The 14,902-nt window shown below is 54.2% G+C and carries 14 protein-coding genes; 8 read left to right on the forward strand and 6 right to left on the reverse strand.

The window, feature by feature from the left end; translation table 11 throughout:
* Window positions 1-17 precede the first annotated feature (17 nt).
* Window positions 18-593, reverse strand: coding sequence for an RNA polymerase sigma factor RpoE (rpoE, locus tag KOSB73_RS23020; protein WP_004104583.1), 576 nt, complete (start codon window positions 591-593; stop codon window positions 18-20).
* Window positions 594-632: 39 nt separating this feature from the next.
* On the reverse strand, window positions 633-731 hold the full coding sequence (rseD, locus tag KOSB73_RS31525) for a rpoE leader peptide RseD (protein WP_155552530.1): 99 nt from the start codon (window positions 729-731) through the stop codon (window positions 633-635).
* A gap of 285 nt (window positions 732-1,016) precedes the next feature.
* Here rseD and nadB point away from each other — a divergent pair, with 285 nt between their 5' ends.
* Window positions 1,017-2,636 carry an L-aspartate oxidase gene (gene nadB, locus KOSB73_RS23025; RefSeq protein WP_049085824.1) on the forward strand — a complete coding sequence of 540 codons (1,620 nt, stop codon included), beginning with the start codon at window positions 1,017-1,019 and terminating at the stop codon, window positions 2,634-2,636.
* Here the strand turns inward: nadB and trmN are convergent.
* A complete protein-coding gene (gene trmN, locus KOSB73_RS23030; RefSeq protein WP_004132794.1) occupies window positions 2,621-3,361 on the reverse strand; it encodes a tRNA(1)(Val) (adenine(37)-N(6))-methyltransferase TrmN in 741 nt (246 codons plus the stop codon). The two genes, nadB and trmN, sit on opposite strands and share 16 nt — an antisense overlap.
* A 132-nt stretch (window positions 3,362-3,493) precedes the next feature.
* On the opposite strand from trmN, the gene srmB reads away from it, so the two are divergent.
* Complete coding sequence (gene srmB, locus KOSB73_RS23035; RefSeq protein WP_024359371.1) at window positions 3,494-4,825, forward strand: ATP-dependent RNA helicase SrmB; 1,332 nt, start codon at window positions 3,494-3,496, stop codon at window positions 4,823-4,825.
* Window positions 4,826-4,869: 44 nt separating this feature from the next.
* Here srmB and grcA read toward each other — a convergent pair whose 3' ends face one another.
* Complete coding sequence (gene grcA / locus KOSB73_RS23040) at window positions 4,870-5,253, reverse strand: autonomous glycyl radical cofactor GrcA (RefSeq protein WP_004104596.1); 384 nt, start codon at window positions 5,251-5,253, stop codon at window positions 4,870-4,872.
* A 311-nt stretch (window positions 5,254-5,564) separates the two neighbouring features.
* Between grcA and ung the strand changes: the two genes are divergently transcribed.
* Entirely contained in the window at window positions 5,565-6,254 is a 690-nt protein-coding gene (gene ung, locus KOSB73_RS23045; RefSeq protein ID WP_004132784.1) for a uracil-DNA glycosylase, read from the forward strand.
* A gap of 55 nt (window positions 6,255-6,309) precedes the next feature.
* Here ung and KOSB73_RS23050 read toward each other — a convergent pair whose 3' ends face one another.
* Entirely contained in the window at window positions 6,310-7,383 is a 1,074-nt protein-coding gene (locus KOSB73_RS23050) for a tRNA/rRNA methyltransferase (protein WP_004132781.1), read from the reverse strand.
* A 203-nt stretch (window positions 7,384-7,586) separates the two neighbouring features.
* On the opposite strand from KOSB73_RS23050, the gene trxC reads away from it, so the two are divergent.
* From trxC to KOSB73_RS23075, 5 genes are all read left to right on the forward strand, one after another.
* A complete protein-coding gene (gene trxC, locus KOSB73_RS23055) occupies window positions 7,587-8,012 on the forward strand; it encodes a thioredoxin TrxC (protein ID WP_004104599.1) in 426 nt (141 codons plus the stop codon).
* A gap of 69 nt (window positions 8,013-8,081) precedes the next feature.
* Entirely contained in the window at window positions 8,082-8,780 is a 699-nt protein-coding gene (locus KOSB73_RS23060; RefSeq protein ID WP_004132777.1) for a tRNA-uridine aminocarboxypropyltransferase, read from the forward strand.
* A 35-nt stretch (window positions 8,781-8,815) separates the two neighbouring features.
* Complete coding sequence (locus KOSB73_RS23065) at window positions 8,816-11,494, forward strand: bifunctional acetate--CoA ligase family protein/GNAT family N-acetyltransferase (protein WP_049089627.1); 2,679 nt, start codon at window positions 8,816-8,818, stop codon at window positions 11,492-11,494.
* Window positions 11,495-11,587: 93 nt separating this feature from the next.
* Entirely contained in the window at window positions 11,588-12,943 is a 1,356-nt protein-coding gene (gene pssA / locus KOSB73_RS23070; protein ID WP_024359372.1) for a CDP-diacylglycerol--serine O-phosphatidyltransferase, read from the forward strand.
* Window positions 12,944-12,994: 51 nt separating this feature from the next.
* Window positions 12,995-13,309, forward strand: a complete 315-nt coding sequence (locus KOSB73_RS23075; RefSeq protein WP_409226735.1) for a YfiM family lipoprotein — start codon at window positions 12,995-12,997, stop codon at window positions 13,307-13,309.
* Window positions 13,310-13,311: 2 nt separating this feature from the next.
* Here the strand turns inward: KOSB73_RS23075 and KOSB73_RS23080 are convergent, their stop codons facing one another.
* Window positions 13,312-14,610 carry an MFS transporter gene (locus KOSB73_RS23080; protein WP_004132772.1) on the reverse strand — a complete coding sequence of 433 codons (1,299 nt, stop codon included), beginning with the start codon at window positions 14,608-14,610 and terminating at the stop codon, window positions 13,312-13,314.
* Window positions 14,611-14,902 lie beyond the last annotated feature (292 nt).

The following is a 14,902-nucleotide window of genomic DNA, read 5'->3' on the forward strand; positions in this document are numbered from 1 at the left end:
CCAGTATTCCGCTATCGTCAACGCCTGATTAGCGGTTGAACTTTATTATCAATAGCTTCTCGCGCCCGGAAGATGCGCGAACGCACTGTGCCCACCGGACAATCCATGATGGCGGCTATTTCTTCATAGCTCATGCCATCCAGCTCCCGCAAGGTGATTGCCATGCGTAAATCTTCCGGAAGCGATTCAATGGTACGAAAAACTATTTGTCTCAGCTCTTCTGACAACATTAAGTTCTCAGGGTTCGAAATTTCTTTCAATGCCCCGCCACTTTCGAAGTTTTCAGCATCATTCGCATCAACATCGCTGGACGGCGGACGGCGTCCCTGAGCAACCAGATAATTTTTCGCCGTGTTGACGGCGATGCGATATAACCAGGTGTAAAAAGCGCTATCCCCCCGGAAAGAATCCAGCGCACGCCATGCTTTGACGAACGATTCCTGAACAACGTCAGCGATATCGCCCGGCGGCACGTAGCGGGAGACCAGGCTTGCAACCTTATGCTGATAGCGCACCACCAGCAGGTTAAATGCTTTCTGATCTCCTTTCTGGACCCGTTCAACGAGGACCTGATCCGTTAACTGCTCGCTCATCCGAGGTAATGTCTCCCCAAACCCAATTCCCATGCGTATTCAAAAACACCACCCAATTACTGCATAAATGAGCAAGCAGAGGGTTGGAGTGTCTGAAAACAATAAAGTTCCGTTACGCCTTTGTTTTTCGTCCGGCACCGGCTGACGGATTGTTATCTCTCATTATATGTCCCGGTAGCTAAACGATATGTAAGATAATAAGAAAAAGCGCAAGACCCGCCAGAAGGGTAACGTAACCCGGCTTTTATTTCACTATAAAATCTGAAGCTAACGAGCCGCTTCGCAAAACCTTTTTTCGCTTCCCCGCCCGCCTCATTAAGCCGTAATGTTTAGCCCTCACAACAATGAGTAAAAAAATTGTACGATTTCTCGCGGGCTGGTGCTATTGTTCGCTTATTGTGTTTAGTAAATTAAACAAAGGCTATGAAAACAACTTCCGATTCCTCCTGTGATGTGCTGATTATTGGCAGCGGCGCTGCCGGATTATCCCTTGCCTTACGCCTGGCGGAGCGCTGCACGGTCACGGTTCTCAGCAAAGGCCCTATCAGTGAAGGTTCTACTTTTTACGCGCAGGGCGGAATTGCCGCCGTGTTTGATGAAACCGACAGCGTGGAATCCCACATCGAGGATACGTTGATTGCCGGGGCGGGTCTTTGCGATCGCCATGCGGTGTCGTTTGTGGCGAGCAACGCCAAACCCTGCGTTCAGTGGCTGATCGATCAGGGCGTCTTGTTCGATACCCAGGTACAGGCGAACGGTGAGGAGAGCTACCATCTGACCCGCGAGGGGGGGCACAGTCACCGCAGAATCCTCCATGCCGCCGATGCGACCGGTAAAGCCGTTGAAACCACCCTGGTGAGCCAGGCGCTGGCCCACCCCAACATCCGCGTGCTGGAGCGCAGCAACGCCGTTGACCTGATTATCTCCGATAAAATCGGCCTGCCCGGTACGCGCCGGGTGGTGGGCGCGTGGATCTGGAATCGTAATAAAGAAGCGGTTGAAACCTGTAGCGCAAAAGCCGTAGTGCTGGCAACCGGCGGCGCGGCGAAAGTTTACCAGTATACGACGAATCCTGACGTCTCTTCCGGCGATGGTATCGCGATGGCCTGGCGTGCCGGCTGTCGGGTCGCCAATCTCGAATTTAATCAGTTTCACCCAACCGCGCTGTACCATCCGCAAGCGCGCAACTTCCTGTTAACGGAAGCGCTGCGCGGCGAGGGCGCCCTGTTGAAACGCCCGGACGGCACGCGGTTTATGCCGGAGTTTGACGAGCGCGGCGAGCTGGCCCCGCGCGATATCGTCGCCAGAGCCATCGATCATGAGATGAAACGCCTGGGCGCTGACTGCATGTATCTTGATATCAGCCATAAACCCGCAGAATTTATTCGCCACCACTTCCCGATGATCTACGAGAAGCTTCTGGGGCTTGGCATCGATCTGACGAAAGAGCCGGTGCCCGTCGTTCCCGCAGCGCACTACACCTGCGGTGGCGTCATGGTTGATGATAACGGGCGTACAGACGTCGACGGACTGTATGCCATCGGCGAAGTGAGCTATACCGGATTACACGGCGCGAACCGCATGGCGTCAAACTCGCTGCTTGAGTGCCTTGTCTACGGATGGTCCGCCGCCGAGGATATTGTTAAGCGCATGCCTTTCGCGCAGGCGGTCAACGAACTGCCATCGTGGGACGAAAGTCAGGTCGAAATACCGGATGAACTGGTCGTGATTCAGCATAACTGGCATGAGTTGCGCTTGCTGATGTGGGACTATGTCGGCATCGTGCGCACCACCCGCCGCCTCGAGCGCGCCCTGCGCCGCATTAATATGCTGCAGCAGGAGCTGGACGAATACTACGCCCGCTTTCGCGTCTCCAATAATTTACTGGAGCTGCGTAACCTGGTACAGGTTGCCGAGCTGATTGTGCGCTGCGCCATGCTACGTAAAGAGAGCCGAGGGCTGCACTATACGCTCGACTATCCGGAACAGCTGCCGGATAGCGGGCCATCTGTGCTCTCGCCGCTGGCTCACATAAAAAGATAAAAATCCTGGGTCAAAGCGGTAAAACCTTCGGAATACTGCTGCTCCGGCCCACGGATAATCAACCTGTCGCTAAAGCACTCGTCTCCAGGCGTTGGAGAAAAAGCCAACAGAACCCGATGCGGCGGACGCATTTCCGTTTCCGCAACATCGGTACGCAGACGCAGATGCCAGCCCATATTCTGCGCCCGTTGCACAAAGGCGTTTCCAATGTCGACCGGAAGCACGACGCAGAAAAATCCCTCCTCCGTAATCAGCTCGGCGGCGCAGGTTAATAATGTCGCATGATCGAGTGAGGAAGTATAACGAGCCTGCTCGCGCTGCGAGGTTGCGCAAGGCACGCCGTCGGCAAAAAAGGGCGGATTGCTGACAATCAGCTCGTAGCGCCGGGTTTGCGGCGGCTGCCATTGCTGAATATCCGCCTGATGAATCTGCAGACGCCCGGCCCATGGAGAATCCGCAGCGTTTTCTTGCGCCTGCGCTGCCGCCTCTTCATCCAGCTCCACAGCATCTACGATAACCGTCTCCCCGGTTCGCTGCGCGAGCATCAGCGCTAACAGACCGCTGCCGGCGCCGATATCCAGCACGCGTTTAACCTGGGCGATCGGCGCCCATGCGCCAAGTAAAATACCGTCGGTACCCACTTTCATCGCGCATCGGTCGTGGGCGACAAAAAACTGCTTAAACGTAAAACCATTGCGCGGCAGCGCAAACTTCGACTGGGACATCCTCGATAACCTTGCGGGCAAAAAACTTCTGAGCTTAAGGCTATGCACAATACCGGAGAACAGATAGCCTTACAAACAGATGAACATTGCGTCCGTAACGTCTATAATCGGCGGTCCACTCAGAGGTAGATCATGACTGTAACGACTTTTTCCGAACTTGAACTCGACGAAAACCTGCTGGACGCACTCCAGGATAAAGGTTTCACACGCCCGACAGCCATTCAGGCCGCCGCTATTCCGCCTGCGCTTGATGGCCGTGATATTCTCGGTTCAGCCCCGACCGGCACCGGTAAAACGGCGGCGTATCTCCTGCCAGCGTTGCAGCATCTGCTCGATTTTCCGCGCAAGAAGTCTGGTCCGCCGCGCATCCTTATCCTGACCCCCACTCGCGAACTGGCGATGCAGGTTGCCGACCATGCGCGTGAACTGGCAAAACATACTCATCTGGATATCGCCACGATCACCGGCGGTGTCGCCTATATGAACCATGCCGAAGTGTTCAGCGAGAACCAGGACATCGTGGTCGCCACGACCGGTCGCCTGCTGCAATATATTAAAGAAGAAAACTTTGATTGCCGCGCCGTTGAAACGCTGATCCTTGATGAAGCTGACCGCATGCTGGACATGGGCTTCGCGCAGGATATCGAACATATCGCCGGTGAAACCCGCTGGCGTAAGCAGACCATGCTGTTCTCCGCCACCCTCGAAGGCGACGCCATTAAGGATTTTGCCGAGCGTCTGCTGGAAGAGCCGGCGGAAGTTTCGGCGACCCCATCCACTCGCGAACGTAAAAAGATCCATCAGTGGTATTACCGCGCGGATGACATCAAGCATAAAACCGCCCTCCTCGTGCATCTTCTGAAGCAGCCGGAAGCGACGCGTTCTATCGTCTTCGTACGCAAGCGCGAGCGCGTGCATGAACTGGCGGGCTGGCTGCGTGAAGCGGGTATCAATACCTGCTGGCTGGAAGGCGAGATGGTGCAGGCGAAACGTAATGAAGCGATTAGCCGTCTCACCGATGGCCGTATTAATGTATTAATCGCTACCGACATTGCCGCCCGCGGTATCGATATCGCGGACGTGAGTCACGTATTCAATTTCGACTTGCCGCGCACGGCGGATATCTACCTGCACCGTATCGGTCGTACCGGGCGCGCGGGTAAAAAAGGAACCGCCATTTCTCTGGTTGAAGCCCACGACCACCTGCTGCTGGGTAAAATTGGCCGCTATATTGAAGAGCCGTTAAAAGCTCGCGTTATCGATGAACTGCGTCCGACCACCCGAGCGCCCAGCGAGAAGCAAACCGGTAAACCCTCCAAGAAGGTTTTAGCGAAGCGAGCAGAGAAGAAAGAGAAAGAAAAAGAGAAGCCGCGCGTCAAAAAACGCCACCGCGATACCAAAAATATTGGCAAGCGTCGTAAACCAAGCGCAGCGGATACACCGCAGCAGTCAAACGAAGAGTAAAAAAACGCCGGGATATCCCGGCGTTTTTATATCAAAACTTAAACTTACAGGCTTTCGGTAAAAGTACGGGCGATAACGTCGCGCTGCTGTTCCGGAGTCAGTGAGTTAAAACGTACCGCATAGCCAGACACGCGAATGGTCAGCTGCGGGTATTTTTCCGGATGTTCAACCGCATCCAGCAGAGTTTCGCGACGCAGAACGTTAACGTTCAGGTGCTGGCCGCCTTCAACGCGGACTTCAGGTTTCACGTCTACCGGAATTTCACGGTATTCGATCTCGCCCAGATTGCTCACCGCAACCACGTCATCTTCAGCAAAACCGGCCTTTGCGCACAGGCAGCGGGCTTCGCCTTTTTCGCTATCCAGCAGCCAGAAAGAGTTCAGCAGGTCGTCGTTTGCAGCTTTAGTAATTTGGATACCAGTAATCATTTTTTGCCTCCCAGGCAGGGTTTGTTCGATTATTGGCCTTCGCGGCCAATTGGTAAAACCATTGTTCTATGAGTGTATATATATCAGCCGGGCACCCGGCATTCTTTGATTTAAATCAACAAAAACCACATCACAAAAGTGGTCATAGCTGGATATTATTGTTTTACATCAAGTTACGCCGTGTCGGAAACCAAATAAATTTGTAAATTTTCAATTTTTTTTGCATGAAAAACGGCAATCGCGCGGAGCAAATTTTGTGATGTTGAAAGATGCAGTTAAGCTATGGCGATGACACTTTGCAGGAGAGCAAAATGACCACCCCATTAACCTGGCATGACGTGCTGGCAGAAGAGAAGCAGCAACCCTGGTTTGTTAATACCCTGAAAACCGTAGCTGAAGAACGCCAATCGGGAATCACCATCTATCCCCCGCAAAAAGATGTCTTTAACGCGTTTCGTTATACGGAGTTAAGCGACGTCAAAGTGGTGATCCTCGGCCAGGATCCTTATCACGGACCCGGGCAGGCGCACGGCCTGGCCTTCTCGGTTCTGCCAGGAATTCAGATACCGCCGTCGCTGCTGAATATGTACAAGGAGCTGGAAGGGACGATACCGGGCTTTCAGCGCCCGACTCACGGTTATCTCGAAAGCTGGGCGCGTCAGGGTGTTTTGCTGCTCAATACCGTATTAACGGTTCGTGCCGGGCAGGCGCACTCGCACGCCAGCCTCGGATGGGAGACCTTTACCGATAAAGTGATTTCATTGATTAACCAGCATCGGGAAGGCGTGGTATTTCTGCTATGGGGTTCGCATGCGCAGAAGAAAGGCGCGATAATCGATCGCCAGCGCCACTGCGTGCTCAAAGCGCCGCACCCGTCGCCGCTCTCCGCCCACCGCGGGTTCTTTGGCAGTAATCATTTCGTGCAGGCGAATCAGTGGCTGGCCGAACGCGGCGAAGCGCCGATTGACTGGGTACCCCGGCTGCCGGCTGAAAGCGAATAGCTCTGAAAATGAAAATGCCAGCATTACGCTGGCATTTTGACGCTGAGACAAGGTGTTACGCCTTGTTCTGACGCCACCATTCAGCCAGCAGCACGCCGGTGGCTACGGACACGTTCAGGCTTTCAACGTTACCGGTGCCTTCAATCGCGATGTTCAGATCGGCGCTGGAAATAGCGGCGTCGGAAAGACCGTCACTCTCCTGGCCTAACACCAGCACCATTTTCTTCGGCAGCTCGGCTTTAAACAGCGGAGTCCCGTTATGGCTGGAAGTAGAAACAATCGCGTAGCCCGCTTTACGGAAGCGCTCAAGCGTATCAATAAAGCTGTCGCCCGTAATCGGTTCAACGTGTTCCGCGCCGCCTTCCGCAGTACGAATCGCGGCGCCGGATTCCATAACGCCAGCATCCTGCACCACCACGCCCCTGACGCCAAAGTGCGCGCAGCTGCGCATAATCGCGCCGAGGTTATGCGGGTTACCGACATCTTCCAGCGCCAGAACACAATCTTCAGCATCGGCTTTAGCTACCCACTGCTCAACGGAAGTGCCATGGCGCTTTTTAATCAGGAAGCAAACCCCGCCATGGTGTTCAGTGCCGGACGCTTTCGCCAGCTCGGCTTCATCAACCACGTGATAGGCTTTACGATTCGCCGCCATCCAGCGCAGCGCTTCTTTGAAGCGCGGGGTCACGCTCTGGATAAACCAGGCGCGTACAATGGCGTCCGGACGGCTCTGGAAGAGCGCCTGGCAAGCGTTTTCACCATAGACGCGGGTTTCTTCCGCGCGCTGGCGACGCAGCACTTCAGGATCGATAAAGCTTTTTCCGCTGATCCCGCCGTGATCCGCTTTTACCGGCGCCTCATCACCCGGCGCACGGGATACGGTACGCCACGGAGAGGAACTCTCACCGCCAAAGCCTTCACGCTTGCGATCGTCACGTTTACGATCGCCACCGCGGCTCTCTTTTTCATCGCGCGCAGGGCGGTTACGACCGTCAACACGAGACTTTCCTGGACGTCCCCCGCCCTTCCCGGTACGCGGGTTATGGGTACGTCGGTCAGAATCATCATCACTGCGGACATACATCACTTTGACCTTGCCGCTTTTATTTTTCAGTTCGTCGTCGCTCATTCATTTTCTCCACCTGCGCTGCGCGAAGCGCGCAGATTACCCGATGTGTCATCACTTAGCCATTATTTCATTTAAAAGCCTGAGTCTATCGTATTCATTGAATAAAACTCATTGTCCTTTATTAGCTGTGCATCGATAATATGTAACATTACAGAAACAAATCGGCCACGTGCCGCGCTGCAACCCATAACCAGAGGTTAGTTATGAATACCGTTTGTGCCAGTTGTCAGGCTCTGAACCGCATCCCCGACGATCGTAGCGCCGATGGCGCGAAATGCGGGCGCTGCGGTCACGATCTTTTTGATGGCGATGTGATCAACGCGACCGGGGCAACGCTGGATAAACTGCTGAAGGACGATCTGCCCGTTGTTGTTGATTTCTGGGCGCCGTGGTGCGGCCCCTGCCGTAACTTTGCGCCAATCTTTGAAGATGTGGCTGAAGAACGCAGCGGTGAAATGCGTTTCGTGAAAGTGAATACCGAGATGGAACGCGAACTGAGCGCTCGCTTTCGCATTCGCAGCATCCCGACCATTATGATGTTTAAAAATGGCGAAGTCATCGACATGCTGAATGGCGCCGTCCCCAAAGCGCCTTTCGATAGCTGGCTAAATGAAGCAGGCCAGCAGTAAACCTCACGGGGCACCGCTTGTGCCCCGTTTTCACCTCTGCGACAATGGCGTTTTTTCTTAGCGATCCCCATGACTGATAACGCCGTCCTCCGCCTTCGCGCCGAACGCCTCGCGCGCGCTACCCGGCCTTTTCTTGCTCGCGGCAACCGCATCCACCGCTGCCAGCGCTGCTTGCTACCGTTGAAACAGTGCCTCTGCGCCACCCTCAACCCGGTTGCCGCTACCAGCCGTTTTTGCCTGGTCATGTTCGATACCGAGCCAATGAAGCCCAGCAATACCGGACGCCTGATTGCCGATATCCTGCCGGATACCGAAGCCTTTCAGTGGTCACGAACCGAACCACCGCAGGCGCTGCTGGATTTAGTCGCCGACCCGCAATATCAGCCGATGGTGGTTTTTCCTGCGTCTTATGCCGACGCAGAGCGTCAGGTTCTTGATTCCCCGCTCCCGGGTAAACCACCGCTGTTTATCATGCTTGATGGCACCTGGCCCGAAGCGCGAAAAATGTTCCGCAAAAGCCCCTGGCTTGACGCGCTGCCGATGATTTCCGTCGATCTGTCGCGCATCTCCGCTTATCACCTACGGGAAGCGCACGCAGAAGGTCAATACTGTACCGCCGAAGTCGCGATTGCGCTGCTGGATCTGGCGGGGGATAAAACCGCGGCCGCGGCTCTTGGCGATCACTTCAGCTTATTCAGAACGCGCTACCTGGCAGGAAAAACCCAGCATAAGGGCAGTATCACAGCACAACTGATAGAAAACGTTTAAAATCATTCGGTCACTGGGGATCAAAGGAGACCGGTATGAGCCAACGAGGCCTGGAAGCATTGCTGCGGCCAAAGTCGATCGCCGTTATTGGCGCGTCAATGAAACCACAGCGCGCCGGTTATCTGATGATGCGCAACCTGCTGGCTGGCGGGTTTAACGGCCCCGTCCTCCCCGTTACGCCAGCGTGGAAAGCGGTTCAGGGCGTACTGGCCTGGCCTGACGTCGATAGCCTGCCCTTCACGCCCGATCTCGCGGTGCTTTGCACCAACGCCCGCAGAAACCTTGAGCTGCTGGAAGCGCTGGGGCAAAAAGGGTGCAAAACCTGCATCATTCTCTCTTCCATACCCGAACAGTATCCCGCTCTGCTGGAATGTGCCGCTCGCTATCAGATGCGGCTGCTCGGCCCGAACAGTCTTGGCCTGCTTGCGCCGTGGCAGGGTCTTAACGCCAGCTTTTCGCCGGTGCCTATACATCGCGGTAAACTGGCGTTTATTTCGCAATCGGCGGCGGTCTCCAATACTATCCTCGACTGGGCTCAGCAGCGTGAGATGGGTTTTTCTTACTTTATTGCGCTGGGCGATAGCCTGGACATCGACGTTGATGACCTGCTTGATTTCCTCGCTCGCGACAGTAAAACCAGCGCGATTTTGCTCTATCTCGAACACCTCAGCGATGCCCGCCGCTTTGTCTCGGCGGCCCGTAGCGCATCGCGTAATAAGCCGATCCTGGTGATTAAAAGCGGACGCAGTCCGGCTGCGCAGAAGCTCCTGCACGTCAACTCCGGCATGGATCCGGCGTGGGACGCCGCTATTCAGCGCGCAGGCTTATTGCGGGTACAGGATACGCACGAGCTGTTCTCTGCGGTCGAAACCCTCAGCCACATGCGCCCGCTGCGCGGCGAGAAACTGATGATTATCAGCAACGGCGCCGCTCCGGCTGCGCTGGCGCTGGATGAGCTCTGGCTGCGCAACGGCAAACTCGCTGCTCTCAGCGAAGAGACCAGCAGCGCTCTCCGTCAGGCATTACCGGAAACTATCGCTATCGCCAACCCGCTGGATCTCCGCGATGACGCCAGCAGCGAGCATTACCTCAAAGCGCTGAACATATTGCTGGATAGCCATGACTACGATGCGCTACTGGTGATCCATTCCCCCAGCGCTGCCGCGCCGGGGACAGAGAGCGCGCTGGCGCTGATTGACGCTCTGAAGCGTCATCCGCGCGGCAAATACGTTACGGTTCTCACCAACTGGTGCGGTGAGTTCTCTTCACAAGAAGCGCGGCGTCTGTTTAGCGATGCGGGGCTGCCGACCTATCGAACGCCTGAGGGAACGATTACCGCTTTTATGCACATGGTGGAGTACCGGCGTAACCAGAAACAGCTCAGGGAAACTCCGGTCCTGTCAGATTCGTTAACCACTAACACTGCCGAAGCGCACAGCCTGCTGCAACGCGCAATGAATGAAGGCGCAACGTCGCTGGATACCCATGAAGTGAGCCCCGTGCTGCGCGCTTACGGTATTCATACTCTGCCAACGTGGATTGCCGCCGATAGCGCCGAGGCTGTACATATCGCCGAGCAGATTGGCTACCCCGTCGCTCTGAAGCTACGCTCGCCCGATATTCCGCATAAGTCGGAAGTTCAGGGGGTTATGCTTTATCTGCGCACGGCAACCGAGGTACAGCAGGCCGCGGATGCGATCTTCGATCGCGTCAAAATGACCTGGCCTCAGGCGCGTATTCACGGGCTGCTGGTGCAAAGCATGGCTAATCGCGCCGGGGCGCAAGAGCTGCGGGTTGTGGTTGAGCACGATCCGGTTTTTGGGCCGCTGATCATGCTGGGAGAAGGCGGCGTCGAATGGCGGGCTGAGGATCAGGCCGCCGTCGCGCTCCCGCCGCTGAATATGAACCTTGCGCGCTACCTCGTTATCCAGGCCATCAAAAGTAAAAAAGTGCGCGGGCGCAGCGCGCTGCGCCCGCTCGATATACCCGGCCTGAGCCAGCTACTGGTACAGGTATCGAATTTGATCGTCGACTGCCCGGAAATACAGCGCCTGGATATTCACCCTCTTCTGGCTTCCGGCCACGAGTTCACCGCGCTTGACGTCACGTTAACGCTCGCCCCTTTCACCGGCGACAGCGAAAGCCGCCTCGCCATACGCCCTTATCCACAGCAGCAGGAGGAGTGGGTGGTGATGAAGAATGGCGAACGCTGCCTTTTCCGTCCCATACTCCCGGAAGATGAGCCGCAGCTGATGGCCTTTATCGCTCAGGTCACAAAGGAAGATCTCTATTATCGTTACTTCAGCGAAATCAACGAATTTACCCATGATGATTTAGCCAATATGACGCAGATCGACTACGATCGAGAAATGGCCTTTGTTGCTGTGCGCGCCACGGCCGAGGGGGATGAGATCCTCGGCGTGACGCGGGCGATCTCCGACCCGGATAATATCGATGCCGAGTTTGCCGTCCTGGTGCGCTCCGACCTGAAAGGTATGGGTTTAGGCCGCAAGCTCCTGGAAAAGCTGATTGCCTATACGCAAAACCACGGCCTGCAGCGGCTGAATGGTATTACCATGCCGAATAATAAAGGCATGATCGGCCTTGCCAGAAAGCTAGGATTCTCGGTTGATATTCAGCTTGAAGATGGGATTGTCAGTTTGTCTCTACAGCTTGTACCTGAGCAATTACAAACGGCTGGCCGCAATTGTTGACTACTTTAACGGGCAGTAATGGTATTATTGCCCGCTTACGTCGTCTGCATGGTACAGAAGACCCTTCAATAAACAGAGAAGAAACGCACTGTGATGTTGTCAAAATTTAAACGCAATAAACATCAACAACACCTTGCCCAACTCCCTAAGCTTTCTCAGTCAGTTGATGATATCGAGTTCTTTTACGCTCCGGCAGATTTTCGGCAAGCGTTACTGGCCAGGATAGCTCAAGCCACCCAGCGTATTTGTATCATTGCGCTTTATCTGGAACAGGATGATGGCGGCAAAGGAATTTTGCAGGCGCTATACGACGCTAAGCGTCAGCGTCCAGAATTAGATGTGCAGGTGCTGGTCGACTGGCATCGCGCCCAGCGCGGGCGTATTGGCGCCGCGGCGTCAAACACCAATGCCGACTGGTACTGCCGCATGGCTCAGGAAAACCCCGGTGTTGACATCCCGGTTTATGGCGTTCCGGTCAATACCCGGGAAGCGCTCGGCGTTCTCCATTTCAAAGGCTTTATCATTGATGACAGCGTGCTCTACAGCGGCGCCAGTCTGAATGACGTTTACCTGCATCAGCACGATAAGTATCGCTATGACCGCTACCAGTGCATTCGCAACGGTAAAATGGCCGATGTGATGTTCGACTGGGTTGAGAATAACCTGGTGCAAGGGCGTGGAGTTAACCGCCTTGACAGGGCCGATCGGCCAAAAAGTCCGGAAATCAAAAATGACATCCGTCAGTATCGCCAGGAACTCCGCGATAGCGGCTATCATTTTCTCGGCAATGCTGATGAAGATCAGCTGTCGGTTACCCCTTTAGTTGGTCTGGGGAAGACCAGCCTGCTGAATAAAACCATTTTCCATCTGATGCCCTGCGCTGAGCATAAGCTGACTATCTGTACCCCTTATTTCAACCTGCCCGCTCTGCTAGTGCGTAATATCATTCAACTGCTACGCAGCGGGAAGAAAGTTGAAATTATTGTTGGTGATAAAACCGCTAATGATTTCTATATACCGGAAGATCAGCCGTTTAAAATTATCGGCGCGCTGCCCTACCTTTATGAAATCAATCTGCGGCGCTTTCTGAGCCGACTACAGTATTATGTCAACACCGATCAGCTGATTGTCCGTTTATGGAAGGACGACGATAACAGCTACCACCTGAAAGGCATGTGGGTTGATGACGAATGGATGCTGCTGACCGGCAACAACTTGAACCCGCGCGCCTGGCGACTGGATTTAGAGAACGCGATTCTTATCCACGACCCGAAACATCAGCTTGGCGCAATGCGTGAAAAAGAGCTCAATCTCATCCGCAAACATACTACGATCGTTCAGCATTATCGCGATTTGCAAAGTATTGCCGATTACCCGATAAAGGTACGCAAACTGATCAGGCGTCTGCGACGTATTCGAATCGACCGTCTTATCAGCCGTATTCTCTGAATTCTCGCCCCGCCCAGCGGGGCTTTTTCTGGAATTAGTATGCGCGTCATCATGCTTATTGTCCCACTATTATTACTGACCGGCTGCAGCCATATGGCTAATGATGCATGGAGTGGCCAGGATAAAGCCCAACACTTCCTCGCCTCAGCCATGCTTTCCGCCGCAGGCAACGAATATGCCCAACATCAGGGCTATAGCCGCGACCGTAGTGCCGCCATTGGCTTTATGTTTTCCGTGAGTTTAGGGACATCGAAGGAGCTATGGGACAGCCGCCCATCCGGGAGCGGCTGGAGCTGGAAGGATTTCGCCTGGGATGTGGCAGGTGCCACTACCGGCTATGCGGTATGGCAGCTGGCACATCAGTAAGCCTACAAACGTAGACCTTTGCCTTTACGATGTAGCGTCAGGGACACCAGGAATGCGATCGCTCCCATTACGGTCACGTACCAGTAAAAAGCGTGCTCAATTCCTGCCGATTTTAACGACAGCGCGACGTACTCGGCCGAGCCGCCAAATAGCGCATTCGCCACCGCATAAGATAGCCCAACCCCCAGGGCGCGTACCTGTGCCGGAAACATTTCAGCCTTCAGAATTCCGCTAATTGAGGTATAAAAGCTCACTATCAGCAGGGCACATATTACTAAAGCAAATGCTGCATACGGCGAACTCACGTTCTGTAATGCATTGAGAATCGGGACAGTAAAGACGGTAACAAGTACGCCAAAACAGAGCATTGAGGTCCGGCGGCCAATCTTATCCGAGAGCGCGCCGAAAAGCGGCTGAACCAGCATATAAACAAATAAAGCCGCGGTCATAATCATGCTGGCGGTACCCGCCGTCATGCCAGCGGTGTTGACCAGATATTTCTGCATATAGGTTGTAAAGGTATAAAAGCTTAATGAACCTGCGGCAGTGAATCCGAGCACCATGATAAATGCCTTGCGGTTACGCCATAATCCTTTAAACGATCCCGCTTCTTTTAACGCGCGAGTTTCCTGTTTTGAGGTTTCGTCCAACTGGCGGCGCAGCCACAGGGCAACGATGGCTAATACTGCGCCGAGAGCGAAGGGGATCCGCCATCCCCACGCATGCAGCGCCTCATCGCTGAGGATCTGTTGTAACGCAACAACAACAAGTACAGCCAGAAGTTGGCCGCCAATCAGCGTGACGTACTGAAATGAGGCATAGAAGCCTTTTTTACCTTCTACGGCAACTTCGCTCATATAGGTAGCGCTGGTACCGTATTCTCCGCCAACGGACAGACCCTGGAATAAACGAGCCAGCAATAGCAGAGCCGGAGCCCAGGTCCCTATCGTTGCATAACCCGGCAAGCAGGCAATCACCAGAGAACCAAAACACATCATGCAAACAGAGATAAGCATGGAGGTTTTACGTCCACGGCGATCGGCAATACGCCCGAATATCCAGCCCCCGATCGGACGCATCAGAAAACCAGCAGCGAAGACCCCTGCAGTTTGTAACAATTGCGTAGTGGTGTTGCCAGAAGGAAAGAAGATGTGCGCAAAGTAGAGTGAGCAAAATGAATAGACGTAGAAATCAAACCATTCAACCAAATTCCCTGATGATGCCCCTACGATTGCCCATATACGACGCCGGGTATCACCGTGATCCTGGGATTCACGTTCGCTAATACTGCTTTCTGTCATTGTAATTCTGCTCCAGCAAAGACTGCAATCTGCTGTGTTGGATGACCCAACTCACTCAGACAAATTAATTAGTAAACCAAATGTTATATAATTGTTATTATTTTATATGTGATAAATATCACATTTTATTTCTTACTGTGGCGATTCAAGATTAACGCGAACGGACAGGCTGGGATGAAGTGAAATATGAGGGTAAGTCCCTCTGGACAGGCTTTTATATTACAAGGAAGGAGGGGAACGCATGGCTGGCCGGGACGATTTTGCTTATCTGAAACGCAAAAAGCCCATCCGT

It is taken from the genome of Klebsiella grimontii (assembly GCF_900200035.1).
Classification (GTDB): Bacteria; Pseudomonadota; Gammaproteobacteria; order Enterobacterales; family Enterobacteriaceae; genus Klebsiella; species Klebsiella grimontii.

Excerpts from the sequence above, each read along its gene's own strand:
- KOSB73_RS23060 (WP_004132777.1), top strand. The coding sequence starts at position 8,082 with ATGACTGATAACGCCGTCCTCCGCCTTCGCGCCGAACGCCTCGCGCGC.
- pssA (WP_024359372.1), top strand. The coding sequence starts at position 11,588 with ATGTTGTCAAAATTTAAACGCAATAAACATCAACAACACCTTGCCCAA.
- nadB (WP_049085824.1), top strand. The coding sequence starts at position 1,017 with ATGAAAACAACTTCCGATTCCTCCTGTGATGTGCTGATTATTGGCAGC.
- KOSB73_RS23065 (WP_049089627.1), top strand. The coding sequence starts at position 8,816 with ATGAGCCAACGAGGCCTGGAAGCATTGCTGCGGCCAAAGTCGATCGCC.
- grcA (WP_004104596.1), bottom strand. The coding sequence starts at position 5,253 with ATGATTACTGGTATCCAAATTACTAAAGCTGCAAACGACGACCTGCTG.
- KOSB73_RS23050 (WP_004132781.1), bottom strand. The coding sequence starts at position 7,383 with ATGAGCGACGACGAACTGAAAAATAAAAGCGGCAAGGTCAAAGTGATG.
- trmN (WP_004132794.1), bottom strand. The coding sequence starts at position 3,361 with ATGTCCCAGTCGAAGTTTGCGCTGCCGCGCAATGGTTTTACGTTTAAG.
- KOSB73_RS23080 (WP_004132772.1), bottom strand. The coding sequence starts at position 14,610 with ATGACAGAAAGCAGTATTAGCGAACGTGAATCCCAGGATCACGGTGAT.
- trxC (WP_004104599.1), top strand. The coding sequence starts at position 7,587 with ATGAATACCGTTTGTGCCAGTTGTCAGGCTCTGAACCGCATCCCCGAC.
- rpoE (WP_004104583.1), bottom strand. The coding sequence starts at position 593 with ATGAGCGAGCAGTTAACGGATCAGGTCCTCGTTGAACGGGTCCAGAAA.
- srmB (WP_024359371.1), top strand. The coding sequence starts at position 3,494 with ATGACTGTAACGACTTTTTCCGAACTTGAACTCGACGAAAACCTGCTG.
- KOSB73_RS23075 (WP_409226735.1), top strand. The coding sequence starts at position 12,995 with ATGCTTATTGTCCCACTATTATTACTGACCGGCTGCAGCCATATGGCT.
- ung (WP_004132784.1), top strand. The coding sequence starts at position 5,565 with ATGACCACCCCATTAACCTGGCATGACGTGCTGGCAGAAGAGAAGCAG.